Annotated in this window: 19 protein-coding genes and 1 pseudogene; 10 read left to right on the top strand and 10 right to left on the bottom strand. The window is 69.4% G+C overall.

Features of this window, described 5'->3' with window-relative positions; translation table 11 throughout:
• Positions 1–5 precede the first annotated feature (5 nt).
• Both AC4JJG_RS13265 and AC4JJG_RS13260 read left to right on the top strand, forming a co-directional pair.
• Positions 6–1,370, top strand: coding sequence for a 3-oxoacyl-ACP reductase (locus AC4JJG_RS13265; protein WP_495401406.1), 1,365 nt, complete (start codon positions 6–8; stop codon positions 1,368–1,370).
• Positions 1,370–2,257, top strand: coding sequence for a MaoC/PaaZ C-terminal domain-containing protein (locus AC4JJG_RS13260; RefSeq protein WP_495401407.1), 888 nt, complete (start codon positions 1,370–1,372; stop codon positions 2,255–2,257). Before AC4JJG_RS13265 ends, AC4JJG_RS13260 begins: the two co-directional genes overlap by 1 nt.
• Positions 2,258–2,376: 119 nt before the next feature.
• Here AC4JJG_RS13260 and AC4JJG_RS13255 read toward each other — a convergent pair whose 3' ends face one another.
• Together AC4JJG_RS13255 and AC4JJG_RS13250 are read right to left on the bottom strand one after the other, a co-directional pair.
• The gene (locus tag AC4JJG_RS13255) at positions 2,377–2,997 is read right to left on the bottom strand and encodes a TetR/AcrR family transcriptional regulator (RefSeq protein WP_495401408.1); all 621 of its coding nucleotides are present in this window, start codon (positions 2,995–2,997) and stop codon (positions 2,377–2,379) included.
• A 100-nt stretch (positions 2,998–3,097) separates the two neighbouring features.
• Entirely contained in the window at positions 3,098–4,324 is a 1,227-nt protein-coding gene (locus tag AC4JJG_RS13250; RefSeq protein WP_495401409.1) for a glycoside hydrolase family 3 N-terminal domain-containing protein, read from the bottom strand.
• 98 nt (positions 4,325–4,422) lie between these two features.
• On the opposite strand from AC4JJG_RS13250, the gene AC4JJG_RS13245 reads away from it, so the two are divergent.
• From AC4JJG_RS13245 to AC4JJG_RS13235, 3 genes are read left to right on the top strand one after another with little or no spacing between them, the layout of a single operon-like run.
• Positions 4,423–4,974 (top strand): universal stress protein, encoded by a 552-nt coding sequence (locus AC4JJG_RS13245; protein WP_495401676.1) that lies wholly within the window; start codon positions 4,423–4,425, stop codon positions 4,972–4,974.
• A 38-nt stretch (positions 4,975–5,012) separates the two neighbouring features.
• Positions 5,013–5,213: a DUF2613 domain-containing protein gene (locus tag AC4JJG_RS13240; protein ID WP_495401410.1), complete on the top strand. Its 201-nt coding sequence runs from the start codon at positions 5,013–5,015 to the stop codon at positions 5,211–5,213.
• 28 nt (positions 5,214–5,241) lie between these two features.
• Positions 5,242–9,681: an alpha-(1->3)-arabinofuranosyltransferase gene (locus AC4JJG_RS13235; RefSeq protein WP_495401677.1), complete on the top strand. Its 4,440-nt coding sequence runs from the start codon at positions 5,242–5,244 to the stop codon at positions 9,679–9,681.
• A gap of 14 nt (positions 9,682–9,695) precedes the next feature.
• Here AC4JJG_RS13235 and AC4JJG_RS13230 read toward each other — a convergent pair.
• Positions 9,696–10,769, bottom strand: a pseudogene (locus AC4JJG_RS13230) (acyltransferase family protein); the annotation flags it as partial.
• 99 nt (positions 10,770–10,868) lie between these two features.
• On the opposite strand from AC4JJG_RS13230, the gene pgfA reads away from it, so the two are divergent.
• Entirely contained in the window at positions 10,869–12,029 is a 1,161-nt protein-coding gene (pgfA, locus tag AC4JJG_RS13225) for a cell envelope lipid trafficking protein PgfA (protein ID WP_495401411.1), read from the top strand.
• Here pgfA and AC4JJG_RS13220 read toward each other — a convergent pair.
• Positions 11,986–13,191, bottom strand: a complete 1,206-nt coding sequence (locus AC4JJG_RS13220; RefSeq protein WP_495401412.1) for a polysaccharide biosynthesis protein — start codon at positions 13,189–13,191, stop codon at positions 11,986–11,988. The genes pgfA and AC4JJG_RS13220 overlap by 44 nt on opposite strands.
• A 172-nt stretch (positions 13,192–13,363) precedes the next feature.
• Here AC4JJG_RS13220 and AC4JJG_RS13215 point away from each other — a divergent pair, with 172 nt between their 5' ends.
• Together AC4JJG_RS13215 and AC4JJG_RS13210 are read left to right on the top strand one after the other, a co-directional pair.
• The gene (locus AC4JJG_RS13215) at positions 13,364–14,290 is read left to right on the top strand and encodes an HpcH/HpaI aldolase/citrate lyase family protein (protein ID WP_495401413.1); all 927 of its coding nucleotides are present in this window, start codon (positions 13,364–13,366) and stop codon (positions 14,288–14,290) included.
• Between the two features lie 11 nt (positions 14,291–14,301).
• Positions 14,302–16,059: an MmpA family trehalose lipid delivery protein gene (locus AC4JJG_RS13210; protein WP_495401414.1), complete on the top strand. Its 1,758-nt coding sequence runs from the start codon at positions 14,302–14,304 to the stop codon at positions 16,057–16,059.
• Here AC4JJG_RS13210 and AC4JJG_RS13205 read toward each other — a convergent pair.
• Positions 15,999–17,138, bottom strand: coding sequence for a glycosyltransferase family 4 protein (locus AC4JJG_RS13205; protein ID WP_495401415.1), 1,140 nt, complete (start codon positions 17,136–17,138; stop codon positions 15,999–16,001). The two genes, AC4JJG_RS13210 and AC4JJG_RS13205, sit on opposite strands and share 61 nt — an antisense overlap.
• 231 nt (positions 17,139–17,369) lie before the next feature.
• Here AC4JJG_RS13205 and AC4JJG_RS13200 point away from each other — a divergent pair, with 231 nt between their 5' ends.
• Both AC4JJG_RS13200 and AC4JJG_RS13195 read left to right on the top strand, forming a co-directional pair.
• Positions 17,370–18,050 carry a TetR/AcrR family transcriptional regulator gene (locus AC4JJG_RS13200; protein WP_495401416.1) on the top strand — a complete coding sequence of 227 codons (681 nt, stop codon included), beginning with the start codon at positions 17,370–17,372 and terminating at the stop codon, positions 18,048–18,050.
• The gene (locus AC4JJG_RS13195) at positions 18,047–18,805 is read left to right on the top strand and encodes a class I SAM-dependent methyltransferase (protein WP_495401417.1); all 759 of its coding nucleotides are present in this window, start codon (positions 18,047–18,049) and stop codon (positions 18,803–18,805) included. The genes AC4JJG_RS13200 and AC4JJG_RS13195 overlap by 4 nt, the downstream gene beginning before the upstream one ends.
• A gap of 80 nt (positions 18,806–18,885) precedes the next feature.
• Here the strand turns inward: AC4JJG_RS13195 and AC4JJG_RS13190 are convergent, their stop codons facing one another.
• The 5 genes from AC4JJG_RS13190 to AC4JJG_RS13170 all read right to left on the bottom strand — a co-directional run bounded on the left by AC4JJG_RS13190 (position 18,886) and on the right by AC4JJG_RS13170 (position 26,071).
• The gene (locus AC4JJG_RS13190; protein WP_495401418.1) at positions 18,886–19,602 is read right to left on the bottom strand and encodes a hypothetical protein; all 717 of its coding nucleotides are present in this window, start codon (positions 19,600–19,602) and stop codon (positions 18,886–18,888) included.
• A gap of 72 nt (positions 19,603–19,674) precedes the next feature.
• A complete protein-coding gene (locus AC4JJG_RS13185; protein ID WP_495401678.1) occupies positions 19,675–22,215 on the bottom strand; it encodes an ABC transporter permease in 2,541 nt (846 codons plus the stop codon).
• A gap of 18 nt (positions 22,216–22,233) precedes the next feature.
• Complete coding sequence (locus AC4JJG_RS13180) at positions 22,234–23,049, bottom strand: ABC transporter ATP-binding protein (protein ID WP_495401419.1); 816 nt, start codon at positions 23,047–23,049, stop codon at positions 22,234–22,236.
• A gap of 153 nt (positions 23,050–23,202) precedes the next feature.
• On the bottom strand, positions 23,203–24,231 hold the full coding sequence (locus AC4JJG_RS13175; protein WP_495401420.1) for an esterase-like activity of phytase family protein: 1,029 nt from the start codon (positions 24,229–24,231) through the stop codon (positions 23,203–23,205).
• 19 nt (positions 24,232–24,250) lie between these two features.
• Positions 24,251–26,071, bottom strand: coding sequence for a phosphoenolpyruvate carboxykinase (GTP) (locus tag AC4JJG_RS13170; RefSeq protein WP_495401421.1), 1,821 nt, complete (start codon positions 26,069–26,071; stop codon positions 24,251–24,253).
• Positions 26,072–26,178 lie beyond the last annotated feature (107 nt).

The following is a 26,178-nucleotide window of genomic DNA, read 5'->3' as shown; positions in this document are numbered from 1 at the left end:
CCCACATGGCCCCCAGCGGGAACAATGGCCTGTACTCGACCTTCGTCCATTCCCTTCCGGGCTCGTTCATCGCCAAGCAGGCGGGACTCCCCGTGCCGCCCACGCTACGCCGATACAAGACATCGGAGCCCGCTCTTCCGGGACCGGTGCTGCTGGGCGGACAGGGCCGCCTCATCGAGCCGCTGCGCGAGATCCTGACCACCCCGGACTACGACGTGATCCACAACGCGACCACCGGTCGCTCCGCCGACAAGTACGGCGCACTGGTCTTCGACGCCACCGGCATCACGTCGCCCGCCGAGCTCGGGCAGCTGTACGAGTTCTTCGCGCCGCAGATGCGGTCGCTCGCACCCTGCGCGCGCCTGCTCGTCATCGGCACCACCCCGGAACTGATCGACGACGCCAATGAGCACGTCGCCCAGCGCGCCCTCGAGGGCTTCACCCGCTCGGTCGGCAAGGAACTCCTCAAGGGCTCCACCGTCCAGCTCGTCTACGTCGCACCGGATGCCGCGACCGGCCTGTCGGGCCTCGAGTCGACCCTGCGCTTCGTGCTGTCGGCCAAGTCGGCCTTCGTCGACGCCCAGGTGATCCGCGTGGGCAGCGCCGACGCCACCGCTCCGGCGAACTGGGACAAGCCCCTCGAGGGCAAGGTCGCCGTGGTCACCGGTGCCGCCCGCGGCATCGGCGCGACCATCGCCGAGGTTCTCGCCCGCGACGGCGCCCACGTGATCGTCGCCGACGTCCCGCAGGCCGGTGAGGCACTCTCGGAGACCGCGAACAAGGTCAACGGCACCGCCTTCCCGATGGACGTCACCGCCCAGGACGCCGGGGCCAAGCTCGCCGAGCTGGCTCTCGAACGCCACGGCGGCGTCGACATCATCGTGAACAACGCAGGCATCACCCGCGACAAACTGCTCGCCAACATGGACGAGGCCCGCTGGGAGTCGGTCATCGCGGTGAATCTCATTGCGCCGCAGCAGCTCGTCCAGGCACTGCTGGACAAGAAGGCGCTGCGGAAGGGCGGCGCGGTCGTCGACGTGTCGTCGATCGCGGGCATCGCGGGCAACCGCGGCCAGACCAACTACGGCACCTCGAAGGCCGGCGTCATCGGCCTCGTCGACGCATATGCGCCGATCCTGGAGAAGGAGGGCATCACCATCAACGCGGTGGCGCCCGGCTTCATCGAGACCAAGATGACCGCGGCGATCCCGCTCGCGACCCGTGAGGCGGGCCGCCTGATGAGTTCGCTGCAGCAGGGTGGCCAGACCGTCGACGTCGCCGAGACGGTCGCGTACTTCGCCAACCCGGCCTCCAGCTCGATCACCGGCAACGTGGTCCGCGTCTGCGGCCAGGGATTCCTGGGTGCGTGATGGGTAGGACGATCACGCTCGACTCACCGCCGAGCACCCTGGAGGTGTACTCGAAGGCGATCGGCGCGATGCTGCCGGTCATCGGCAAGTCGGGACGGGTGCGCGCCGACGCCCCGCTGCCCGACTTCTCGTACCGCCTCGAGAACGTCCGCGTCGACCCGGAGCAGCTGCGCGCCTACTGCCGGGCGACCGGGCAGGCCTTCGGCGACACGCTCCCGGTGACCTACCCGTTCGTGCTGCAGTTCCCGCTGACGATGAAGCTGATGACCGAGGACTCGTTCCCGTTCGGCGCGGTCGGTTCGGTGCATCTGACGAACTCGATCCGGCGTTTCCGCCGGATCGGGGTCGACGAGCCGCTGACGATCACCACGCATGCGGAGAATCTTCGTGAGCACCGCAAGGGCATGCTCATCGATGTCATCTCGCAGATCAAGGTCGGGTCGGAACTGGTGACCGAGCAGGTGGGCACCTTCCTGAAGCAGCAGCGGACCAGTCTGTCCGACGAGCCGCGCGGACCGGAGCCGAAGTCGTCCACCCCGCCGCCCCCGGACGGCATCCTCTCGGTGGATCTCGGACGCATCCGCCAGTACGCATCGGCATCGGGCGATCGCAATCCGATTCACATGGGTGATCTGACCGCGAAGGCCTTCGGCTTCCCGCGCGCCATCGCCCACGGCATGTGGTCGGCGGGCGCCACGATCGCGAACGTCGAATCCCAGCTGCCCGGCGACGTCACCTACGACGTCCGCTTCGGCAAGCCGATCCTGCTGCCCGCGAAGGTGTATCTCTACACCAAGCGGGTCGGTGACGACGGCGACTTCGACATCGCGATCCTGGACCGCCGCAAGGGTTTCCCGCATCTGACGGCGACCACCCGCGGCCACTGAGCCGCGGTCGGCCCGGACATACGACGTTCCCGCGACCTCAACTCGTTCTCGCGACTTCGGCCGAAGTCGCGGGATCGGGACGAGGTCGCGGGAACGCTTGTTTGGCGGGTGTGGGGCGGCTATTCGCCGGAGGCCGCGAGATGCGGGCGTCCGACGCCCTTCAGGCCGCGCCAGGTGATGCCGACGAGAAGGTCGGTGGCGGTGTCGAGATCGACGTCGCCCTCGGAGATCCGGTCGGCGACGGCCTCACCGGCACCGACGAGCGCCACGGCGGTGAGTTCGAAATCGATGTCGCGAGCACCCTCGACCGTGGTGCCGGCACGGATGAGTTCGGTGATCATCTCGGTGACCCTGGCCCGGCTGTCGACGACGAACCGCGAGAACGACGCGGTGCCCACGGCCACCCGGTAGAGCACCTTCCACGACTGCCGGTGCTCGTCGACGAATCGCAGGAATTCCCGGACGACGGTGCGGGCCTGATCCCGTTGACGCAGTTTCGGATCGAACCCCGCGCTCATCGCCTCGATGAAACGTCCGGATTCGCGTTCGATGCAGGCGCTGAATAATTCGTCCTTGGAGCCGTAATACAGATACAGCATCGGTTTGCTGATCTGCGCCTCGGCGGCGATGGCATCCATGGACGTTTCACGAAAGCCGTTCTCGGAGAACACCTTCACCGCAGCGTCGAGCATCTGCTGTTCCCGAACGGCGCGGGGTAACCGCTTGGTACCGCCGGCCATCACCGCACCTCCATACGCCCGACACAAATAATTCCGATTGATCGTACCGAATATCTTACCAGCCGGTAAGTTAACCGTATTCAGAACCCTGCCCGGCGAGTCAGCAGGTCAGTACGCCTTTCGAACGAAGAATCCGCACGACGGAACGATCGACCCGCTCCCGCGTCAGCCGCTTGGCGGCAACCTCCCGTTGCAGGGCGTCCAGCACCGACGACACCCGATCCGTCGCCAGCCAGAGCGCGATGTCCGAGCCCGCTCGGATCGCCCGCGGAACCGCTTGCTCGATCGGATAGCGCGCACTGATGGCGGCCATGCCGGACAGATCGTCGGAGAACACCACGCCGTCGAAGGGCGGGGCGTCGTAGCCGCGCCCGCTGCGCAGCATGCCGATGGCGCGCGGGCTGATGCTCGCGGGCGTCTCCGGCCCGGTCAGTCCGGGGACGATCAGGTGCCCGACCATCACGCCCGCGGTGCCCGGGTCCCTGAGCAGACTCCGGTAGGGCACCAGATCGCTGGTCTTCAGACTCGACAGGGGCGGGGTGCGCACGACACCGGTGTGCGTGTCGCCCGACCCGTGGCCGTGGCCCGGGAAGTGCTTGAACACGGGCATGACGCCGGCCGCGGCGAGACCGTCGGCGAAGGCCTTCGCGTAGGTGGTGACCACCTTCGGGTCATTGCTGAACGAACGGTCGCCGACGACCTCGCCGTCGGACTCGTCGCTCACATCGGCGACGGGCGCGAAATCGACGGTGATGCCGAGCTTCGCCATGCGCTGCCCGATCGACTCGGCCAGTTCGCGCACCTGCTGCGGGGTCTTCGTGGCGGCGAGTTCCCGCGCCGACGGACTATCGATGCCGATCCCGGACAGCCGCGACACCCGGCCGCCCTCCTGATCGACGGTGACCATCAGCGGGATCGTGCTGTTGCGTGAAATACGCGCTGCCGCACCGGACGTGAGGATCGACTTGTCCGTCCAGCTGCCGACGAAGATCCCGCCGATCTTCTCCGACTTCACGATCTGCTGTGCGTCGGCCGCATCCCGCACACCGACGACCAGCAGCTGTGCCAGCTTCTGCCGCAGCGTCATCGCCTTGAGTTCCTGTGCCCCGCAGGCCAATGCGGCCGAGGTCGGCACGCTCGACGACGTCGGGGAGGTCGTCGGCGACGTGAGGGACGGCGAACTCGAGGGCGCACCGGTCGAGGCGTCCGAAGCGCAGGCAGCCGCGGTCGCCGCGAGCACCGGGACGACCGCACACACCAGCGCACGACGTGCCGCCATGGTGCGACGACGACCCGGACGAACTACTGCACCCCGCAAGAAACCCATGCGGCGAGTGTGGCATGGATCTCGCCTCCGGCATGTATCCTCAGGTCATGGACGCCGGGTCCGAGACCGCCTCCCAGGCCGCCAGCGCGCAGGCCTCGATGGCCCGGGCCGCCGTTCCACAGCCCACCGCCAACGGCCGTGATCCCGGGGACACCACGCATCAGGTCCTGATGATCGCCTACGACGGCTCCCCGAACGCCGACCGCGCCATCCGCTATGCGGGACGCTTCCTCCGCGCCGACACCGCTCACGTCGTCACCGCCTGGCGTCCCGGAGGTGTGGCACCCACCGGCATCTCCGCCCTCGCCGGCGGGGTGCAGCCCTACCTCGACCCGCAGCTGGACGCCGAGGTCGACGCGGCCCTGCGGGACGAGGCGGCGCAGATCAACACACGCGGGGTCGGCCTGGCCACCGAGTGCGGACTCAACGCCCGTGGCTCGCTGGCCGAGGTGGAGTCGACGGTGTGGGGCGCGCTCGTCGCCGCGGCGGACACCCTCGACGTCGACATGCTGGTCACCGGCACACGCGGGGAGACCGGACTCCGGGCGCTGGTGCACTCGAGCGTCGCCGAACACGTCCTGAAACACTGCGGTCGCCCGGTGTTCATCGTGCCCGCCTGCTGCGACCGGCAGCCCGACGTGACCCCGTGACGCATCACCCCTGATCGGATTTTGGTAGTTTCGTCGCCATGATCAACAACCGTCTGGCCGCTGGTGCCGCCGCCGGGATCGCCGGCATCGTGGTCGGACTCGGAGCCGTGTTCCTCGGCGGCTTCCTATCCGCGGAGACCAGTCCGTCGACGGACGTGAACAGTGTCAACCCGAACAGCGGCTTCGTGCAGGGCTCGGTGGACTACGGCACTCGCGGTGACACCGCGGACAACAACTGACGCCCGACTGACGCGCCGCGGCGTCCTGATCGCCGCCCTGTGCGCGCTGGTCGTCTCATTTCTCCAGTCACCCGGACGCATCGCGGCGGACACCAAACTCGATCTGACCGCCGACCCGATCGGCTTCCTGGCGCGCGCCGCTCATCTGTGGTCGCCCGACGCCCCGCTCGGGCAGGTCCAGAATCAGGCGTACGGCTACTTCTTCCCGCACGGCGCATTCTTCGCCCTCGGTGACCTCCTCGCACTGCCGCCGTGGGTGACCCAGCGCCTCTGGTGGGCCCTGCTGATCACCGTCGGGTTCGTCGGTGTCGTCCGGCTCGGCGAGGCTCTGCGGATCGGTTCCCCGGGCTCCCGGATCATCGCGGCATTGGTTTTCGTCCTGAGCCCGCGCGTGCTCACGACCATCGGCTCGATCTCGTCGGAAACCCTCCCGATGGTCCTCGCTCCCTGGGTGCTGATCCCGGTGGTGCGGGCCCTGGACCGCGACGCACCCGGTACGCAGCCGTTGTGGCGGTACGCGGCGCGATCGGCCGCCGCGGTCGCGCTCATGGGTGCGGTGAACGCGGTCGCCACCCTCGCCGCACTGGGCGTCGCGCTGCTGTGGTGGCTGCTCGCTCCCCTCGCCGGTCGAGTAGCCCGCGAGCGCAGCACCCCCGCCGATCACGTAGCACACGAGCGCAGCACCCCCGCCGATCACGTAGCACACGAGCGCAGCACCCCCGCCGATCGAGTAGCACACGAGCGCAGCACCCCCGCCGATCGAGTAGCAGGCGAGCGCAGCGAGTCTGCGTATCGAGATCTCGATACGCCCTCGGCCAGCGCCTCGGACTACTCGATCACCGGGAGATGGTGGCGCTTCGGCGCGTGGTGGGCGCTGGGACTCGCGCTGGCGTGTGCGTGGTGGCTGGTGCCGCTGCTGATCCTGTCGCGGGTGTCGCCGCCGTTCCTGGACTTCATCGAATCGTCGCGCGTGACAACCGAATGGACGTCGCTCACCGAGGTGCTGCGCGGCACCAGTTCGTGGACCCCGTTCGTGTCGCCCGAGCGCGTCGCGGGCGCGGTTCTGGTGACGCAGCCGGCCGCCGTGCTGGCGACCGTGGTGCTTGCGGCCGCCGGTCTCGCCGGATTGTGTATGCGCCGCATGCCCTTCCGCGGGCGGCTGATGACGATCCTGGTCGTCGGGCTGCTGTTGATGTGTGTGGGGTTCGTCGGCGGGCTGAGTTCCCCCATCGCCGAGCCGGTGCGGGTCTTCCTCGACGGTCCGGGCGCCCCGCTGCGCAACATCCACAAATTCGAGCCCTTCATCCGTATCCCCCTGGTGCTCGGCATCGCGCATCTGCTGGCCCGCGTTCCGCTGCCCGGCACCGCGACGATCCGGGACAGTCTGCGTGCCCTGGGACGCCCGGAACGGTCCCGGCCGGTGGCCGCGGCGATCGTGGTGGTGGTCGCCGCCTTCGGTGCCGGTTCGCTGGTGTGGACCGGCCAGCTCGCACCGGCGGGCACCTACCGGGCGCTGCCCGATCACTGGCGCGCGGCGTCGCAATGGCTGGCCGATCACGATCGGCCGCCCGGCTCCACGGCACCGGTACGCAGCCTGGTCGTCCCGGGTGCGCCGTTCGCCGATCAACTGTGGGGCCTCACCCGCGACGAACCGCTCCAGCCCCTCGCCGACGGTCCGTGGGCGGTCCGCGACGCCATCCCGCTCACCCCGCCCGGCGCCATTCGCGCCCTCGACTCGGTGCAGCGTGACATCGCGAACGGGCGGGGTTCGGCGGGCCTGGCCGCGACGCTGGCCCAGCAGGGCATCGGTTTCGTGGTGTTGCGCGCCGACCTCACCCCGGAGACCTCCCGGTCGGCGCGTCCACTCGTCGCGCAGCAGGCCCTGAACGCCTCCCCCGGCCTGCGCCGGGTCGCGGTCTTCGGCCCGGAGACCGGCCCCCCGACCGTCGACAAGGTGGTGCGCGACAACGGCTTACGCCCCACGATGCCCGCCATTCAGATCTATGCGGTCGATGATGGCAACGGCTTCCCGGGCACCGGCCCGACCCTCACCGATCTCGATTCGATGCCGCGGGTGAGCGGTGGCGCCGAGGCACCGGCCGCCGTGCAGGCCTTCCGCGGATGGTCCGGTATGCGCCCGATGGGACCGGTTCTTCTCGACGCGGACGCGCGACGGGCCGGACTGCCTGCACGACCGACGACGGTCACCGACTCCCCGGCCGACCGGGAGACCGACTTCGGTCGCGTCGACGATCACAGTTCCGCGATCCGCACGCCCGACGATCCGCGCCGCACCCAGAACGCCGCGGCCGACTATCCGGTCGACGGTCAGCCACTCGTCCACGGCGAATGGCTGCTCGACAATCAGCCCGGCCAGGTCCGCGTGTCGGCATCCGGTTCGGCATCCGACGCCACCCAGCCGGGCCAGACCTCCCCCGCCAACGCACCGGCCGCGGCCTTCGACGGCAACCCGGACACGTCGTGGGTGAGCAGCGGCCTCGACTCCGCGGTCGGCCAATGGTTGCGCCTGGACTTCACGAAGCCGCGCACCGATCTCGCGGTCACGCTGAGCACCTCGCGGGCCATCGGGCCGGATGTCAGCGGCATCCTGGTGACGACCGAATCGGGCAGTACCGTCGCCGAGGGCGTGGAACCCGGTGAGCCCGTGACGGTCACGGCCCCGTCTGGGCCCACCCGGTGGATGCAGATCCGTGCCATCAGTACCGCCGACGGACTGCCCGGCAACCAGTTCGCCATCGGCGAGCTGTCCCTGAGCGATCTGTCCGCACGCCTCCCGCTCACCATCCGGCATCGCGTGGTGCTGCCGGAGATGCCCGCGGGTACACCCGTCGACGGGTGGCTGCTCGACCAGGAACTGAACGGCCGATCCGCCTGTGTGCGGGACGGTTCGGCGACACGATGTTCGCCGGGGCTCGGCCTCCCCGCCGAGACGCCGGGCATCGTCACCCGCGCACTGTCGGTACCCGCCCCGGTGGCGGTCACGCCGACCGTCGTTCTGCGTCCGCGACCGGGCGACGGCCTCCGGCAACTGCTCTCCGCGCCCGGGCGGATCACCGCCGACGGCCCGACCGCCGTCGACGACCCGCGGGGCAACGCGTCGGCCGCGGTCGACGGTGATCCCGGAACCACCTGGACCGCACCGGAATCCGACGGCTCGAAGAAGACCAGGGAGCCGGAGATGGTGATCCGGCTGCCGCGCCCGCACCGTGTGGAGCGTCTCAGGCTGACCCTGCCCCGCGACTATCCGGCCGCACCACGCCGCATCACCGTCGACCTCGGGTCGGGCCCGCAGACCCGCGACGTCCCGGCCGACGGCGTGATCGACCTGAATCCGGCGGTCACCCAGCGTATCTCGCTCAGAGTCCGGAAATCGGCGGACCTCATCGACGTGAACAGCCTCGGCTTCTCCCGCCAGGCACCACCGGGCATCAGCGAGATCGGTGTGGAACCGGCGGTGTCCCCCACCCCGGGGGCCGATCCGGAGCGGCCGGTCACCATCGGCTGCGACGCCGGTGTCGGAATGACCGTGTCGGGGAAGGTGATCGGGCTGTCGGTGCGCACTACCGAGGGGGCACTGCGCAACGCCGAACCGGTGCTCGCCCGTCCGTGTACGCCGGAGCCGGTCACCATCGGCGCGGGTGAGCAGGAACTGTCGGTGAATCCGGGATCGGCGTTCACCGTCGCGCAGGTCGCCCTTCCGACGTCCGGCAGCCGGGCGCTGTCCGGCGCACCGGACGCCATGACGGTCCCGACCGTGTCGGACTGGTCGTCGACGCACCGGGTCGTCGACGTGGAATCGGCGCCGGCACAACGGGTCCTGACCGTTCCGGAGAGCACGAACACCGGCTGGCGGGCCGAACTCGACGGGGCGCAGCTGCACCCGATCGTGGTCAACGGCTGGCAGCAGGGATGGCTGGTCCCGGCCGGTGCGCGCGGTCCGGTCACCCTGACCTACCGCTTCGACTCGCTCTACCGCTGGTCGCTGGGCATCGGACTCGCGCTCGTCGCACTGCTGCTGGTCGCCGCGGCGTGGCCGGCCCGTAGACGTCCGGATATCGAACCGGCCGACGAGACCCCGGGCGCGGGTACATCACCGTGGCTCCCGGTCGCCGCCGGGGCGGGGTGGCTCGGTGCGGCCTGGCTGCTCACCGGCTGGTGGGGGCTGGTCGTCGCGGTGGTGACGGGCGTCCTCGTCCGGCGCGCACCGCCGCGCACCGGTGTGGTCGTCGCCTTCACCGCGTTGTTCGCAGCCGGGGTCGGTCTGGCAGCGGGGCCATGGCATGCCTCGACCGGGTACCACGGCTTCTCGTGGTGGGTTCAGCTCCTCGCGGCGGTCGCCGTGTCGACGGCGGTCTGGACCGTCGTGGACCCGGAGCGCTCGCTGTCGCGAATCCGCTTCTCGCGGTTACGAAGCCACAGGCGCGCCGGTTCCTCGACGAAGGCATAGCTCGCGGCCGAGATGCCGACGGTGAGGACCACGGTCAGTGACCACACCTGCAGGGTGTGCCCGTTGAACGGCAGGATGCCGAACAGTCCGAAGACCACGGCGAGCACCACGAGGTGCCAGATGAAGATGCCGTAGGACCACCGTCCGAGGGCCAGCATCGGCGGCGAGGAGAGCACCCGGAACTCGCGGCCCGACGCGGGCAGAAACACCAGCGGGGCCAGGACCGCGAAGGCGCAGACCGCACCGAGCGTCATCTTGGTGGCGAACTGCGGGGCCGACAGGGCGCCGAGTCCGGTCGGCCCGGCGATAGGTGTGCAGGCCAGACCGTAGGCGACCACGAACGCCGCCAGCATCCACCACCGATGCGTGCCGATCGCCGCGAGCCGATACACCCAGCGGGGTGCGGGCGTTCCATCGTGCCGGGCCCGGTCGAGGGCACCGACGGTCTCCGCGAGCAGCAACCCGACGAGGAACCACGGCAGGTGGCCGAAGACCCAGTTCTTCGGTTCGACACCGGCGGCCACCGGCAGGGCCACCGCCACCCATCCCCAGGCGAGGCTGAGCAGGCCGATGCCCACGAGCACCGGAATCCGCAGTCGCGAACGGTCACGGCCGTCCCCGCGGCGGCGCAGCGCGAGGAGTGCGTAGCCGAGGACCGGCAGCAGCAGATAGAAGGCGACCTCCACCGACAGACTCCACATCTGCGTGAGGCCCGCGGTCAGCGACAGCGGCACGAAGACCTGCGTGAGCGTCAGGTTGGCCAGCCACACCGTCATCCCGGCGCGGGCAGCCTCCGGCAGCAGGGTCAGCACCACCACGACGACCACGACGTAGGCGGGCCAGATCCGCACCACCCGGTGCATCAGATAGCGGCGCGTCGACGGAGCCCGAGTGGCATCCGGATCGTCGGGCGGCGCCTGCGCGGCCGCTACCCAGGGCCGCCACAGCAGGAATCCCGACAGCGCGAAGAACAGGGCGACGGCCAGATCCAGACGACCGAGCACCGGACCGACGACGGGCAGTTCGACGGCCCGCGTCTGGAAGGCGACGTGCGTGGTCAGCACCCCGATGGATGCCAGTGCGCGCATCCCTTCGAGCTGCGGATAAAAGCGGGTGATGGCCATGCTGGATGTCAGCGTACCGAGGTGACCGGGTCGCGATCGCGGCTGCCGGTAACGTTGCCGCCTATGGCATCGCCGCGTCTGTCCACCCGCGATCTGATCGGACCCGTCCTGATCTTCGTCGGCGGGTTCCTGCTCGCCGCGGCGCTCGCCCTGCCCACGCTCGTCGCCGGGCAACTGCGCACCATCCCGCTGAGCACCGACGTGACCACCGCCGCGACGACCGCCCCCGACGCCCCCGCACGCATCCTCGACCGGTGTTCGCCGGCCACCCCCGCGGCGCGGGTCGTCGAGGCCGATCTGACCCGGCAGCAGCGTTTCGTGGCGGTCCGCCCCGCCGACTCGGACCGGGTCACCCTGCAGGCGGGCACCTCGATGCGTGCCGATCGGCTGCACATCGACGGGAGGACGGTCGAGACGAAGGCGCCGCGTCCGGGCAGCGAAGTGCCGCCCGCCGAGGGCGCCGAGCTCTGCACCGATCCGGTGCTGAGTGCGGTACGCGATCGCGTCACCCTCAACCGTCGCACCGCGCTGCCGGACACGACGGCGGGCGGGTCGTCGGAGATCCAGTACGACAACGGGTCGGCACCCGTGCGCGTGCCGGATCGTCGCGGCGTCACCTACCTGCTGCCTTTCGACGTCACCGCGGGCGACCACACGTTCTTCGATGTCACGACGCGGCGTTCGGTGCCGCTGCGCGCGGCGGGCGAGACGACCGTGCACGGGCACGACGCGCTGCGGTTCGTCGCCGACGTCCCCGACACCGATCTGCAGACCCTGCCCGACAACACCGGGGTGGCCGGCGCCAGTCCGACGTCGATCACCCGGCCGGCCGGGTGGTTCGGCGTCCCCGGTGTCGATCCCGCCCGCGAGCTGACCGCCAACCTGCACCACGAGGCGCACTGGGAGATCGCGGTGGACGCCGCATCCGGGACCATCCTCGACGAACAGATCACCATCACCCAGGAATACCGGCTGGTCGGCGCGGATCTCCCCGATCATCGTGTGACCAACCTGGCCGCGACCTTCGGCTTCGACGACAAGTCCCAGCGCAGGCAGGTCGATCACGCCACCGCACTTTCGGCGCCGGTCACCATCTGGGGCCGGGTCGTCCCGATCCTCGCGGCCCTGCTCGGGCTCGCGGCCGTCGGCGCCGGTCTCGCGTTGCTGATGCCCGCCCGGTTCAGCCGGTTGCGGGCCGCGTGGTCAGATCGACGACGGTCGTGATGACGGCGGCGGCCGTGGCCGCCACGACCGCGACCACCGCGAGCGCCACGATCGAGTGCACGACGGTCAGCATCAGGACCGCGGCCACCACCACCGTCGCCCAGGTGATGAGGGAGACGGCGGTGGCCTGCCGGGCGATCGCGGACAGCAAGGCCACCTGCAGTACGGCCAGCATCGAACCGGTCAGGGCGAAGAGCCACAGGACACCGACGAGCGGCTGATAGTCGGGGCGGATGACATGCGGGACGAGCGGTCCGGCGAGCCCGGCCGCGACGGTCACCATCGCACCGATCGCCGCGACGACCCGGACGGCGTGGATCAGCGCGGTCCGGGAGACCGCCGGATCGGCGAGGCGCGGATAGAACACCACGCCGACGGCCTGCGGCAGCCAGAACGCCACCTTGGTGGCGATGGCACCGAGGGCGTAGACGCCCGCGTCGTGCGCGGACAGCACGAATCCCGACAGCATCAGATCGATCGACGAGGCGACAACGAGAACGAGCTGGACGCCACCGGCGCGGACGACCTCGCCGAGCCCGAGGTGCCCGGTCGTCGTTTCGTCGTCGCGCGAGGGCACCCCGCGTGCGGCACGCACCGCGAGGAGGGCGACCGCCGCACCAACGGCGGTTCCGATCACACCGGCGGTCAATGCACCCGCCGGACCGGCCCCGGCCGCGAGCGCACCGATCACCGGGATCGTCCGTACCACGCCGACCACGGCGAGAACCCAGGCCAGCAGGCGGAACTCGTGGCTGCCCTGGAGCATCCCCTGAGCCGCACCGATGACGGTCAGCAGTGGTGTGGTCGCGAGTGCGGCCGCGGCGGTGGCCACCGGCATCGACCCGATCCAGGCGACCAGCGGCGTGCCGACCACCGCCAGCACCACCACGATCCCGACGGTGCCCACGGTCACCGCGCGAATCCGGGCGGGGTCGGTACGGGCAACGACGGCCCGGGCGATCACGGCCTGTATCGCCAGTGCCGCCACACCGAAGATCAGCGTCGCCGACAGCGCACGGGCCAGCTCGCCGTACTCGGCGGTGTCCAGCCACCAGCGGCTCGCCGTGAGGTGGACGAGGTAGGAGAAGACGTTGGCGACCATCGAGCCGAGGGCCACCCGGCCGAGCGCGGCCGATGTCCCCGACCGCGCCACCGACACCATGCCGTCAAGTGTGCCCTGCCGGGTCCGGCGCGCACGGGCAGCCCGACGATCCGGTCGACCACGGTCCCCGACAGCGGTCGCTTTTGCACCGAAGGACTCCTGTGGGCGACGATGAGGGGGTTCCATAGTCTGTCCGTCCTGCCCGACCTGCGAGAAAGCCACCGACGACCCGATGTACGACCAACAGTTCACCGACGACACCGCGGCCGAGAACGGCGAACCGGTCGGCTTCCGCATCGACCCGGTTCTGGCCCGTAGCTGGCTGCTCGTCACCGGTACGCATCCCGACCGCTTCGCGGCCGCATCCCGGTCCCGGGCCGACATCGTCGTCCTCGACATCGAGGATGCGGTCGCCCCGAAGGACAAGGTCGACGCCCGCAACAACGTGCTGGAGTGGCTCAAGCAGGGCAACCCGGATTGGGTCCGCGTCAACGGCTTCGGCACGCCGTGGTGGGCCGACGATCTCGACGCGCTCTCGACGACCACGGTCGGCGGCATCATGCTCGCCATGGTGGAGTCGATGGATCACGTCACCGAGACCGCCAAGCGTCTGCCCGGTGTGCCCATCGTCGCCCTCGTTGAAACCGCCCGCGGACTCGAGCGCATCACCGAGATCGCCTCGGCGAAGGGCACATTCCGCCTGGCCTTCGGGATCGGCGATTTCCGCCGGGACACCGGTTTCGGCGAGAACCCGGCGACCCTGGCCTACGCGCGGTCGCGCTTCACCATCGCCGCCAAGGCCGCCCACCTGCCGAGCGCCATCGACGGACCGACCATCGGGTCGAGTGCCCTCAAGCTGTCCGAGGCGACCGGTGTGGCCGCCGAGTTCGGGATGAGCGGCAAGATCTGCCTCAGCCCCGACCAGTGTCATCTCGTCAACGAGGGCCTATCGCCGTCGCAGGACGAGATCCGGTGGGCCCAGGAGTTCTTCGCCGAGTTCGAGCGTGACGGCGGCGAGATCCGCAACGGCTCGGACCTACCGCGGATCGCACGCGCCACCAAGATCCTGGATCTCGCCCGCGCCTACGACATCACCCCGCAGGACTACGAGGACGACCCGGAGCACGCCCAGGCGCCGTCGGACACCTTCCACCGCTGACCTTCGCCGACGTGACCGGGGTGACGGCGCGCGAGACACCGGCCCGGGTGCTGCCGGTGCTCTACGCGGTGTCGACCGTGCTCACGCTGCTCATCCTGGCTCCGCTGCTGCGTGGCGGCCACCTGCTGTACCGCGATGCGGTCTCCACGCCGCGCAGCTTCGTCACCGACACCACCCTCGGCATCGACGGCCTGGCTCCGCGTGCGGTACCGCAGGATTGGGTGATCGCACAGCTCAGCCGGTTCGTCGACGGCGGACACGTGGTGGTCGCGATCATGGTCGTGGCGATGATCCTCACCGGCGTCGGCTTCGGACGCCTGGCGGTGCATGCCATTCCGGCCGTGGGCCGTACCGGCGCCGCGGTGGCCGCCGTGGTGTCCATCTGGAATCCCCTTGTCGCCGAACGCCTCCTGCAGGGTCACTGGAGTCTGCTGGTGTCCTATGCGGCACTCGGCTGGATCGCCTGCGCGGCCCGCGACATCGCATACGGCCACGATCGTCGCGCGTGGCCCGCGCTGTTCGCGGCGGTTGCCGTCGCAGGCTTCACCCCGACCGGCTCGGTCATCGCCGCGATCGCGCTGCTCGTCGTAGTGCCCCGCCTGATCGGCGACCGGCGGTGGGGTGCACTCGGATCACTCGGGGCCGCACTGATCGTCGGTGCACTTCCGTGGCTGACCGCGACGATCGTCGGGGCCCCCGCGGTCGGCGGTGGCACGGAGGGATTCGTGGTCTTCGGTGTGCGGGCCGAGCCGTGGCTCGGCACCGTGGGGACGGTGCTGGGACTCGGCGGCATCTGGAACGCCGATGCGGTCCCGGCGAGCCGAACCATCGGGTGGGCGGCGGCGGCAACGGTGGCCTTCCTGCTGGTGATCGCCGTCGGCACGCGGTGGTGGTGGGTCAGGCGCCGGGAGACCGATCCGGGTATCGGGGGCTGGGCGGTGCTCGCGATCTGCACCGTTGTCGCCGTGAGCCTGACCGCGATCGGACCGCTCGCGCAGGCGCTGTCGGATGCCTCCGGCACGATCGGCGGCCTCGGACTGTTCCGCGACGGCCAGAAATTCCTGACGCTCACGATGCCGTTCGCCGCCATCGCCGCCGCGGCGGCCACGCAGGCGTTGCGCGCCTGGGTGCCGGCCGGATTCGCCGCCGCGGCAACACTTCTGCTGATCGTCGCACCGCTGCCGGACCTGGCCTGGGGTGTCGGCGGGCAGCTACGTCCGATCACCTATCCCGCCGACTGGGCCAGGGTTGCCGATACCATCCCCGCCGACTCCGGTGCCGTCGCCGTCTGGCCGCCGGGCGCAGTCCGGCAATACGCCTTCACCGACGGCCCGTCGCTGAACCCGCTGGCACGGATGGTCCGGGCGCCGGTGGTCGAATCCGGTGAGCTGACCGTCGACGGCGTGGTGGTCGACCGTGCGTCCGGGCGGGGCGCACAGGTCGATGCCGCGTTGCGGGCCGGCGGCGACCCGGCCTGGCTCGCACGGCTGGGCGTCGGCTGGGTGGTCGTCGAGAACGATTCGCCGCCACCACTTCTCGCCACAGGCGCGGAACAGGTGTTCGCCGGCGACGACCTGCGGCTGTACCGGATTCCATCCTCGATCGCCGAGCGGGGGGCATCGGGGGCGACACGCTTCTGGGTGCAGGCCGCACACGTCGCCTGGACGGCGACGATCCTCGTCGCACTCGCGCTGTACGCGTGGCGGCCTCAGCGGCGCAGATCTCCGATCACGGACTCGAACCCGTCGACCGTTGCGGACCAGGAGTAGCTCTCCGCCTTGCGCTGCGCATTGCGTCCGAGCCGTGCAGCCTCATCCGGATCGTCCACGAGTTTCCTTGTGGCACTGACGAGTTCGTGTACGCCGTCCACCAGGATTCCGGTCTCGCCGTGGTCGATCGACTCGACCAAACCCACCGATGTGCGGTAGCCGATCGTCGGCACCCGATGTTGAGCGGCCTCCACCACGGCGAGGCCCCACCCCTCCTTCCGGGAGGGCATCAGATGGATATCGGCGGCGGCCAGCAGCCGATGCTTCGTCACCTCGTCCACGTGGCCGTGAAAGGTGACGTGTCCGGACACACCGAGTTCGCTTGCGGTGCGGCGTAATTCATCCGACCACCAGCCCCCGCCGATGACATCGAGGTGGAGATCGGGGTGGGCATGGCGTAGCTCGGCGACCACCGTCAGCGCGTCCTCGACCTGCTTATGCGGCACCAGCCGGGACAGCACACAGAGCCGGGGTGCGGTGTCGTGGGCGTGCGGCGCATCGGCGCCGAACTCGGGCAGCGGATCGATCCCGTTGCGGATCACCGTGATTCGTTCGCGGTCGACCCCGAGCTCGGCCAGTTCGTCCGCCGACGGTCCGGAGACGGTGATGTAGCGATTCCGTCGATGCACCCGCGGGGAGACGCGGGACTCGAGGAACCAGCCGAGGCGGCCCAGCAGTCGGCCCGCCACCGGCCACTGTTCGCGGTGACAGTGATGGACGAGAACGACCGTCGGCGCGGACGAGACCACGGTGGCGAAGAACGGCACGCCGTTCTGGGTGTCGATGATCGCGGTGATCGGATGGCCTGCCAGGCGGCCGCGCCCGAACCGGGCGGCGAGGATGGTCGCCAACGCCCGCGGATACACACCGATCCGGCCCCCGGCCCGCAGGATGCGCATACCGTCGCGCCACTCTTCGGCCATCGCCCCACCCGGACGTGCGGTGAGCAGGGTGACCCGAGCGCCGCGTCGCGCCAATTCGGCGCCGACACGTTCGAGGTAACGTTCACTGCCGCCCCCCTGCGGATGCGTGGTGTCACGCCAGCAGAGCAGCAGGATATGTGTGTCCGGATCGATCATCGCCGGACCAACAGTACTGGGTGGGGCCCGCCCGGCCCAATGTCGTGAGCGGCCCGGACGGAGGACGTGGCATCCCCTCCACACCGCGTTCTCCGGCCGGGCCGATAGTGCCCGATCGGATACTTCCGATCGTTGCGGCTACACTGTAGCCGATAAAGGTGCTTGCGTCCACAACTGCCGTTGTGCATACCCGACAGGGAGAAGACACCCCGCGATGAGCCAGGCAGAGCCATGAATGATCCCGCGGCGCGGGTGGGCCGCGGTCGACCACCGATGCCGATGTCGCAGATCCTCGACGTGAGCCTCGACATCCTCATCGAGGAGGGCGTCGCTAACCTCGGCATGCGGCGGCTGGCCCGTCGCCTCGGGTGTTCCACCTCGACGCTGTACCGGCAGCTACCGGGCGGAAAACACGAATTGCACGTCCGGCTGGCGGAACGCGTGATGAAGGCGATGACGGCCGACATCCTGATCGCGCTGAGCGACCAGGCAGACGACGCGGTCTGGACCGACATCATCGAACGCGCGGCGCTGGCCGGCTTCGACTATCTCCGGGCGAATCCGTACATCGCGGCGCTGTTCGGCACCGACCCGGTGCGGTTCAGCGTGGGCGCCCGGTACAACCATTCGATTCCCCTGATGGTCGCGGCCGGTCTGTCGCGCGAGGACGCGGCGAGCGCCGATCACGCCGTCGCCCGTCTCGTCGTCGGATATGCGCTGCGCGACCTGGAGAACCTCGATCAGTGGGTCACCGAATTCCGTGATTCGGAGCCGGGTGCCCAGCCCACGGTCCTCGAAGCACGTCCGGTCGATCACGCCGCTCTTCGCCGCGAGTTCCACTTCGCGATCCGTACTTTCTTGCGGGGCCTGAGCGTGCTCGCCGACGAGGGCATGGCGGTCAACGGACGATGACGCGGACATCCCCGGGCTTTCGCCGCCACGCCACCCTTCGCCGGGCCGCACGCCTGCTCAACGACTTCCGTTACGAGCAGACCGACCCGGCACGTTTCTACGGCGCCATCGCCGAGGACACCGCACAGCTCGTCGCCGACTGGTATGCCTCCGATTCACCGGCAGGCGCGGTGGTGCTCGACGTCGGCGGCGGGCCCGGCTACTTCGCCGACGCCTTCGACCGACGCGGGGCCCACTATCTCGCGGTGGAACCCGATCCGACCGAAATGCATTCCGGCGGAATCGAACACCGCGCCACGGTGCGCGGCTCCGGACAGCATCTGCCGTTCGCGGACTCGTCGATGGACGTGACCTTCTCGTCGAATGTCGTCGAGCACACGTCGGCCCCGTGGCAGATGGCCGACGAGATGCTGCGCGTGACGCGGCCCGGTGGCACCGTCATCGTCAGCTACACCCTGTGGTGGGGGCCGTTCGGCGGTCACGAGATGGGTCTCACCCACTACCTGGGCGGTCATCGCGCCGCGCGGATGTACACGCGACGGCACGGCCATCCGCCCAAGAACCTGTACGGCACATCGTTGTTCGCGGTCACCGCCGCCGAAGGGCTGCGGTGGGCGGCGTCCGCCGGTGATCGCGCCCACCTCGTCGCGGCGTTTCCCCGCTACCTTCCGCACTGGATGTGGTGGGTCATGCGCGTCCCCGCGCTCCGCGAGGTGCTCGGCACGAATCTCGTTCTGGTCCTTCGGAAACGCTGAGTCCCACAAAATTTTCACCGCACAGCGTGCCCGACTGGATTATCCGGTCGGACAGGCTGTGACGTCAGAATTCTGTGGGCTCACTCGCTCGGCAGCTGCGCGGTACAGGTCAGCGGACCACCGTTGCTGGTCGAGGACGCGAGCAACTCGTCGCCGTGCAGGATCGAGCAGGTCACCGGGCCGCGCAGCACCAACGCGCTGATCTCGGCGCGACCACCGGTCACCGTCGTCGCCTGTGACCACGGCGATCCCGCCACCGCGACGACCGTGAACTGATTGCCGCTCCGGAACCGCAGTCCGACGATGTCGCCGTTGCCGGTGATCTGATACATCACCGCGCCCGGTGCGACCGTCGGTCGCGGCGGGGCCGTGGTGGTCGGCTCGGTGGTCGTCGTGGTGGTCGTGGTGCTCGTCGTCGTCGCGGAGGATGTCGTCGACGACGTACCCGGCGCGGCCGTGCCCTCGTCGTCGGACCCACCGGTACCGCGCGCGATCAGGAACCCGACCAGTGCCAGCACCACGACGGCGGCGAGCACCGCGAACACCAGTCCGGCGGTGCGGCCGGACTTCTTCGGCGGCGGTGGGGGCGCCTGATCGCCGTACGGCGCGCCATAGCCGGGTGCGCCGTAGGTCGGCGGTCCGTAGCCGGCCGAGGGTGATGCCTGCGTGTACGCTTGCGGCTCCTCCCGGCGCCCGAAGGCACCGGTGGACCCGGGCGCGTCGTCCAGCGGATCGAAGGCCCGGGTCTCCGGATGCTCACGATTCGGGTCCCAGGGACCGTCGGGTGGTCGGGTCATGGACGCGATTCTCCCATTGTCGGCCGGGTCATCACGCGAAGCCGCGCGAATCCCGCGATACGGACCGGTACGTCAGGCCTCGACGATCGCCTCGAGCGGCCGGGTTCGAGCCGCCCGCACCGCGGGCCACAGCGCGGCCAGCACGCCGACGACCGCCGATCCGATCAGCGTGATCACGATGAGAGACCACGGCAGCACCGGGTCACCCAGGCCCCACTTGGCGAGTGTGCGGACGAGCGCCCAGCCGATGACCGTGCCCAGGACCACACCGGTGACCGCACCGAAGATCGCGATGAGCACCGATTCCACGTAGATCGACCGCCGGACCTGCGAGCGCAGCATGCCCACCGCCCGCAGCATCCCGATCTCGCGGGTGCGTTCGACCACCGACAGCGCCAGCGTGTTGATGATGCCCAGCACGGCAATCACCAGGGCCAGCCCGAGCATCGCGTACAGGGTGGCGAGCATCGAGTCGATCTGTGACGACACACTGCTCTTGAACTGCTGCCGATCCTGGATCTGCACGGTGAGGTAGGACTCGGTGGCTTTCTCCAGATTGTCGCGCAACGCCGCGACATTGGTGTTCGGTGCCGGATCGACGAGGACCATCGCGCTGATCCGCATCTGTTCGGGCACGAGCTTCGCGTAGACGTCCGGTCCGGCGATCCACGGCTGCAACGCCTCGTTGTCGGCGTACACGCCTGCCACCGTGGTCGTCACCTCGGTGCCCGTCGGTGACGTGAAGGTCACGACGTCGCCGCGCTTCCAGCCCTTCTCGGCGCTGGTGCGCTTGCTGACGAACAGTCCGTCAGCGGGCAATCGATCGGATGCACCGTCGGACATCGTCAGGACCGCGACATCGGACGGTTGACCGCCCACCGCACCGAACCCGGTGACCGTCTTGCCGTCGACCTCGGTCTGCAGCATGCCGAAACTGACAGCCGTCCCGACCCCGTCGACCTTGGCGACGGTGTCCTCGACCGAGCCGGGGATCGGCATCTGATTGGCGCCGGTCACCATGTATTCGGCACGCAACCCGGTGTCGACGGCATCGTCGACGGTGCCCTTGAACGAGGTGCCCAGGGTGCCGATCACGGCGACCAGCATCAGCCCGAGCGTCAGCGCGAAGGCCGTGGCCGCCGTGCGGCGCGGATTGCGGACCGCGTTGGTGCGGGCGAGATTGCCGATCTTGCCGAAGGGTGCACCGATCACGCGTCCGAGCGCACCGACGATCGGCCGCGACAGCGCGGGCCCGGCCAGCACGACCGCGACGATCGCCGCAGCCGCACCCGCACCGACGGTCAGCGCCGGGCCGAGGCCCACCCCGAAGGATCCGCCGACGATCGCTGCGACGCCCGCCACGCCCAGGATCACGCCGGCGACGGTGCGTGGCACCAGCGAGGCCGAGCCCTCGGCCATCCCGGCGCGCATCGCCTCCACCGGTGGCACCCGCGACGCCCGGATCGCCGGGACCCAGGCGCTCACCATGGTGACCACCACACCGACGAACAGTGAGGCGAGGATCGCGCCCACACCGATCTGCAGCGGCGCATCGGGCAGTCCCGACTGCGATGTGGTGATCGCCTTGAGGAGAGCGGCGATGCCGATACCGACGCCGAGTCCGACCACGCCGCCGATGATGCCGACGATCAGCGCCTCGAACAGCACCGAGCGGGAGATCTGCCTGCGGCTGGCACCGACCGCCCGCAGTAGTGCGAGCTCCCGATTCCGTTGCGCGACAATCATCGCGAACGTGTTGTAGATGATGAAGGTGCCGACGATGAGTCCGATCGCCGCGAACGCCAACAGGATTCCGGTGAAGATGGTGAGGAACTGGTTGACGGCGTCCTTCTGATCCTGGCGTACCTGATCGCCGGTGCGCACCTTGTAGTCGTCACCCGGCAGCGCCGCCTCGATCCGCTTCTGCAGCTCCCCGGGCGACACACCCGGCACGGCCGATAGATCGACCTGCGCGGAATGCGTTCCATCGGAGAACAATTGGCGTGCGACGGCTTGATCGAACTGGACGTTCACGACACCACTCGTGGCGCCGGGCAGGTCCAGCAGGCCGACGACCTTCACCTCACGTGGCTGCGCGAATCCCTGTCCGACAACCACTTTGGTGGTCGATCCGACCTTCAGGTCGGCGGTGTCGGCCGCCGAGGAGTTGAGTGCGATCTCGCCCGGCCCCTTCGGGGCCTGACCGCCGGGCAGCAACTTGCTGGTCTCCGGTGACAGTGCCTGATCCTCCGGGATGAACGCGGTACCCATGCTGGGTGCCCCACCGGTCTGCAGTGCTTTGCCGTCGGCCTGGGCGATCGTCACCGAGCCGGAATAGTTGCTCACGATCCGGTCGATGCCCAGTTCGCCGCGCCGGGCGGTGAGATCGTCGATGACCTTCTGCGGCACACCGGGTGACCGCTGGTCCTCCGGTGTGATCTGCACGGCCACACCGGGTGCGACCCGATCGAAGATGTCCGAAAAGCCCTTGGACACAGTGGACGTGAACACGATCGAACCGGCGACGAAGCAGGTGCCGAGCACGATGGAGAAGACGGTGAGGGCAAGCCGGAGTTTGTGCGCCCGCAGATTCCGGATCGATACGCGGCGCATCACTGATGCGGACATGGCTCAGCGCACCTCGTACGGATTCGCCTCGTGTTTGCCCGCCGTGTCGGCGGACGCGGGCCCGTCGTCGAGGTTCTTCATGACCTCGAAGACGTCGTCAGCGGTGGGACGCGCCAGTTCCCGGACGATCTGACCGTCGGCGAGGAACACCACGCGGTCGGCGTAGGCCGCGGCCCGCGGGTCATGCGTCACGATGACGACGGTCTGACCGAATTCGTCGGTGGCCGCACGCAGGATCTGCAGCACCTCACCGGAGGATCGTGAGTCCAGGTTGCCGGTGGGCTCGTCGCCGAAAATGATGTCCGGCCGCCCCACCAGGGCACGCGCGCACGCGACACGTTGCTGCTGGCCACCCGAGAGTTCACTCGGGAGGTGGCTGAGACGGTCCGCGATGCCCAATCGCCCGATCACCGCATCGAACCATTCGCGGTCCACGTCGCGTCCGGCGATGTCGAGCGGCAATGTGATGTTCTCGGCCGCGGTGAGCGTGGGCACGAGGTTGAACGACTGGAAGACGAACCCGAGGCGATCGCGCCGCAGCGTGGTCATCGCCTTGTCGGAGAGCCCTGTCAGAGTGGTGTCGCCGATGAACGCGCGACCGTCGCTGGCCACGTCGAGACCCGCGAGGCAGTGCATGAGTGTCGATTTGCCGGAGCCCGAAGGCCCCATGATGGCGGTGAATTCGCCCTTGGCGAAGCCGATGGTGACGCCGCGGAGCGCGGCGACCGCGGTGTCCCCGGTGCCGTACACCTTGGTGAGGTTTTCCGCGCCGGCGGCGACGGTCGGGGCAGGTGCGCTGGGCACAGGAGCCGTTGTCATGTTCCTACCGTGCCAAAAGTCGGGCCGTATGACCATCGGGGACCGACCCTGAAATGACCCTGAGATCGTTCGGACGACGCGATCGCCGATTTCACCCGCTGGTTGAGTAGGCCCCGAGCGCAGCGAGGCGCCGTATCGAAACCGGCACCGACGCTACCGCTTCGGGAAACGGACCTCGAGGGCGTGGACGCGGGTGGGACCGGAGAAGGCGTCGTTGGACACCACGAACAGCATGCGCGCGCGATAGGTGAGCCACGGACGGTCGGAAAGCCAGTTGCCCCAACCCAATCCGGACATATTGCCGGTCACCAGTCGCGGCAGCGGCGCGGTCGAGAAGATCGGCCGCTTGGTCATGGCCTGCTCGGCTCCGGATAGGCGGGCCTTGCCGGTCACCGGCGTCGCACCGCGGGTGGTGGTCCAGTAGATGCGGGTGGTGCGGCCCTTGCCGCGCTCGAGCACCAGATAGTCGGTGTCGTTCACGGCGAGTACGTCGGCGGCGACCTTGTCACCGTCGGTCCGGTAGACGAACTCGCTGGTGCGCGCGCCCCGCCAGCTGAGCAGGCGGGCCGAATGCGCGCGGTCCTGCCGCAGGCCACCCGCGGTGATCGCGCTGATCCGGCCGGACGGGGTGACGGCGACACCGGTCAGCCCGCGCTGACCGTCGAGCCCGGATGACTTGGTGGTGCGGTATGCGGCGGGCAGGCGCAGATCGGTCTCCTGGTTGCCGAGCGCACCGGTGAGCCGGACGAACTGGTGGGCTCCGCCGCTCGCCACGGCGAAGCCGCCTCCGGGCCGCTGCCGGATGCCCTCGAACTGCGCGCTTCCCGGCAGCATCGGCAGGATGCCCGGGCCGAGGATGGTGCCGCCACCGGTGACGGCGGGGCGACCGGTGAATCCGACGCCGCTGGCGAACGGGATCGTCGCATGGAAGACCCGTGCGGGCCCGTGCCGTCCGACGTCCGTGGACACCATGACGTACCGGCCGTTGCCCGACCGATCGATCCCGGAGATGCCACCGAAGGTCGGCACCGCCGGAATCGTCGTCGAATCCTGATAGAGGGCGCTGACTCCGCCGGACGGTGCGGGCGGTGCCGGGACGGCGACGGCGGGACCGGCGACGGTCCCGGACACGGCCGCAGCGCAGACTGCGACGAACGTCGCTCCCCAGAGGCGAAGTCTCATAGCCGGAAAGGGTACCGGCTCAGCTCAGGCGCTGCTTGAGCGTGTCCAATTCGTCACGCAGGCCGCTGGGCAGCTTGTCCCCGACGAACTCGAAGAGCTCCTCGATGAGCGGGATCTCCTTGCGCCATTCGTCGGCGTCGACGTTGAGCGCCGCCTCGACATCCTCGGCCTCGATGTCCAGGCCGTCGACATCGATCTCGGACGGCTTCGCGACGATGCCGATCGGGGTGTCCACACCCTCGTTCTCGCCTTCGATGCGGCCGACGATCCACTCCAGCACACGGCTGTTCTCGCCGAATCCGGGCCACAGGAAGCGGCCGTCATCGCCACGACGGAACCAGTTGACGTAGAAGACCTTCGGCAGCTTGTCGGCGTCGGCGTTCTTGCCGAGTTCGATCCAGTGGGCGAAGTAGTCTCCCACGTGGTAGCCGAGGAACGGCAGCATCGCCATCGGGTCGCGGCGAACGGTGCCGACCTTGCCCTCGGCGGCGGCGGTCTGCTCGGAGCCGACGGTGGCGCCCATGAACACACCGTGCTGCCAGTCCCGGGCCTCGGTCACCAGCGGGACGGTGGTCTTGCGACGGCCACCGAACAGGATCGCCGAGATCGGCACACCGGCCGGATCGTCCCACTCGTCGGCCAGCGACGGGCACTGCGAGATCGGCGTGCAGTAGCGCGAGTTCGGGTGTGCGGCTTTGTGTTCGGACTGCGGCGACCAGTCCTCACCGAGCCAGTCGATGAGGTGATCGGGGGTGTCGCCGTCGATGCCCTCCCACCAGATGTCCTTGTCATCGGTCAGCGCGACGTTGGTGTACAGCGTGTTGCCGGCCTCGATGGTCTTCATCGCGTTCGGGTTGGAGTCGTCGCTGGTGCCCGGCGCGACACCGAAGAAACCGAACTCCGGGTTGATCGCGTACAGGCGACCGTCCTTGCCGAACCGCATCCAGGCGATGTCGTCACCCACGGTCTCGGCCTTCCAGCCCGGGATGGTCGGCTGGATCATCGCGAGGTTGGTCTTGCCGCAGGCGCTGGGGAACGCGGCGGCCACGTAGTAGACCTTGTTCGCCGGGCTGGTCAGCTTGAGGATCAGCATGTGCTCGGCCAGCCAGCCCTCGTCGTGGGCCAGCACCGAGGCGATGCGCAGGGCATAGCACTTCTTGCCGAGCAGTGCGTTGCCGCCGTAACCCGAACCGTAGGACCAGATCTCGCGATCCTCCGGGAAGTGGCTGATGTACTTGTCCGGGTTGCACGGCCACGGGACGTCGGCCTGTCCGGGCGCGAGCGGGGCGCCGACGGAGTGCAGCGCCTTGACGAAGAATCCGTCGTCACCCAGGGCGTCGAGCACCTGCGGGCCGACGCGGGTCATGATGCGCATGGACAGGACGACGTACTCGGAGTCGGTGATCTCGACGCCCAGCTTCGGGTCGTCGGAGCCGAGGGGGCCCATGCAGAACGGGATGACGTACATCGTGCGGCCGCGCATGCTGCCGCGGTACAGCTCGGTCATGGTGGCCCGCATCTCGGCGGGGTCGACCCAGTTGTTGGTAGGGCCGGCGTCCTCTTCGGTGGCCGAGCAGATGTAGGTGCGGGACTCCACGCGGGCGACGTCGGCGGGGTCGGAGTTGGCCAGGAACGAGTTCGGCTTCTTCTCCTCGTTCAGCTTGACCAGGGTGCCCGCGTCCACGAGCTGCTCGGTGAGGCGATTCCACTCCTCGTCGCTGCCGTCGGACCACACGACGCGGTCGGGCTGCGTGAGTTCGGCGACCTCGGCGACCCAGGCGAGCAGTCCTGCGTGCTTGGTCGGCGCGGTGTCCAGTCCGGGGATCGTAGCTGCGGTCATGAAGGCCTCCTCCGAGGTGACGGCCCGTGCACAGACCGTCGGCAATGTCGTCCGTCCCCACAGGATACGTGGACCGAGCGCACGTTAGGTACCGGGGTTGGACGGCC

The organism is Gordonia sp. B8661-1 (assembly GCF_059427765.1).
Note: the sequence above shows the minus strand (reverse complement) of the source record. Positions and strands in the feature narration are given on the sequence as shown.

Coding starts and splice junctions, on each gene's coding strand:
- AC4JJG_RS13170 (WP_495401421.1), bottom strand. CDS start 26,071: ATGACCGCAGCTACGATCCCCGGACTGGACACCGCGCCGACCAAGCAC.
- AC4JJG_RS13255 (WP_495401408.1), bottom strand. CDS start 2,997: ATGGCCGGCGGTACCAAGCGGTTACCCCGCGCCGTTCGGGAACAGCAG.
- AC4JJG_RS13250 (WP_495401409.1), bottom strand. CDS start 4,324: ATGGGTTTCTTGCGGGGTGCAGTAGTTCGTCCGGGTCGTCGTCGCACC.
- AC4JJG_RS13195 (WP_495401417.1), top strand. CDS start 18,047: ATGACGCGGACATCCCCGGGCTTTCGCCGCCACGCCACCCTTCGCCGG.
- AC4JJG_RS13260 (WP_495401407.1), top strand. CDS start 1,370: ATGGGTAGGACGATCACGCTCGACTCACCGCCGAGCACCCTGGAGGTG.
- AC4JJG_RS13265 (WP_495401406.1), top strand. CDS start 6: ATGGCCCCCAGCGGGAACAATGGCCTGTACTCGACCTTCGTCCATTCC.
- AC4JJG_RS13240 (WP_495401410.1), top strand. CDS start 5,013: ATGATCAACAACCGTCTGGCCGCTGGTGCCGCCGCCGGGATCGCCGGC.
- AC4JJG_RS13190 (WP_495401418.1), bottom strand. CDS start 19,602: ATGACCCGACCACCCGACGGTCCCTGGGACCCGAATCGTGAGCATCCG.
- AC4JJG_RS13215 (WP_495401413.1), top strand. CDS start 13,364: ATGTACGACCAACAGTTCACCGACGACACCGCGGCCGAGAACGGCGAA.
- AC4JJG_RS13175 (WP_495401420.1), bottom strand. CDS start 24,231: ATGAGACTTCGCCTCTGGGGAGCGACGTTCGTCGCAGTCTGCGCTGCG.
- AC4JJG_RS13220 (WP_495401412.1), bottom strand. CDS start 13,191: ATGGTGTCGGTGGCGCGGTCGGGGACATCGGCCGCGCTCGGCCGGGTG.
- AC4JJG_RS13200 (WP_495401416.1), top strand. CDS start 17,370: ATGAATGATCCCGCGGCGCGGGTGGGCCGCGGTCGACCACCGATGCCG.
- AC4JJG_RS13245 (WP_495401676.1), top strand. CDS start 4,423: ATGGCCCGGGCCGCCGTTCCACAGCCCACCGCCAACGGCCGTGATCCC.
- AC4JJG_RS13185 (WP_495401678.1), bottom strand. CDS start 22,215: ATGCGCCGCGTATCGATCCGGAATCTGCGGGCGCACAAACTCCGGCTT.
- AC4JJG_RS13205 (WP_495401415.1), bottom strand. CDS start 17,138: ATGATCGATCCGGACACACATATCCTGCTGCTCTGCTGGCGTGACACC.
- pgfA (WP_495401411.1), top strand. CDS start 10,869: ATGGCATCGCCGCGTCTGTCCACCCGCGATCTGATCGGACCCGTCCTG.
- AC4JJG_RS13180 (WP_495401419.1), bottom strand. CDS start 23,049: ATGACAACGGCTCCTGTGCCCAGCGCACCTGCCCCGACCGTCGCCGCC.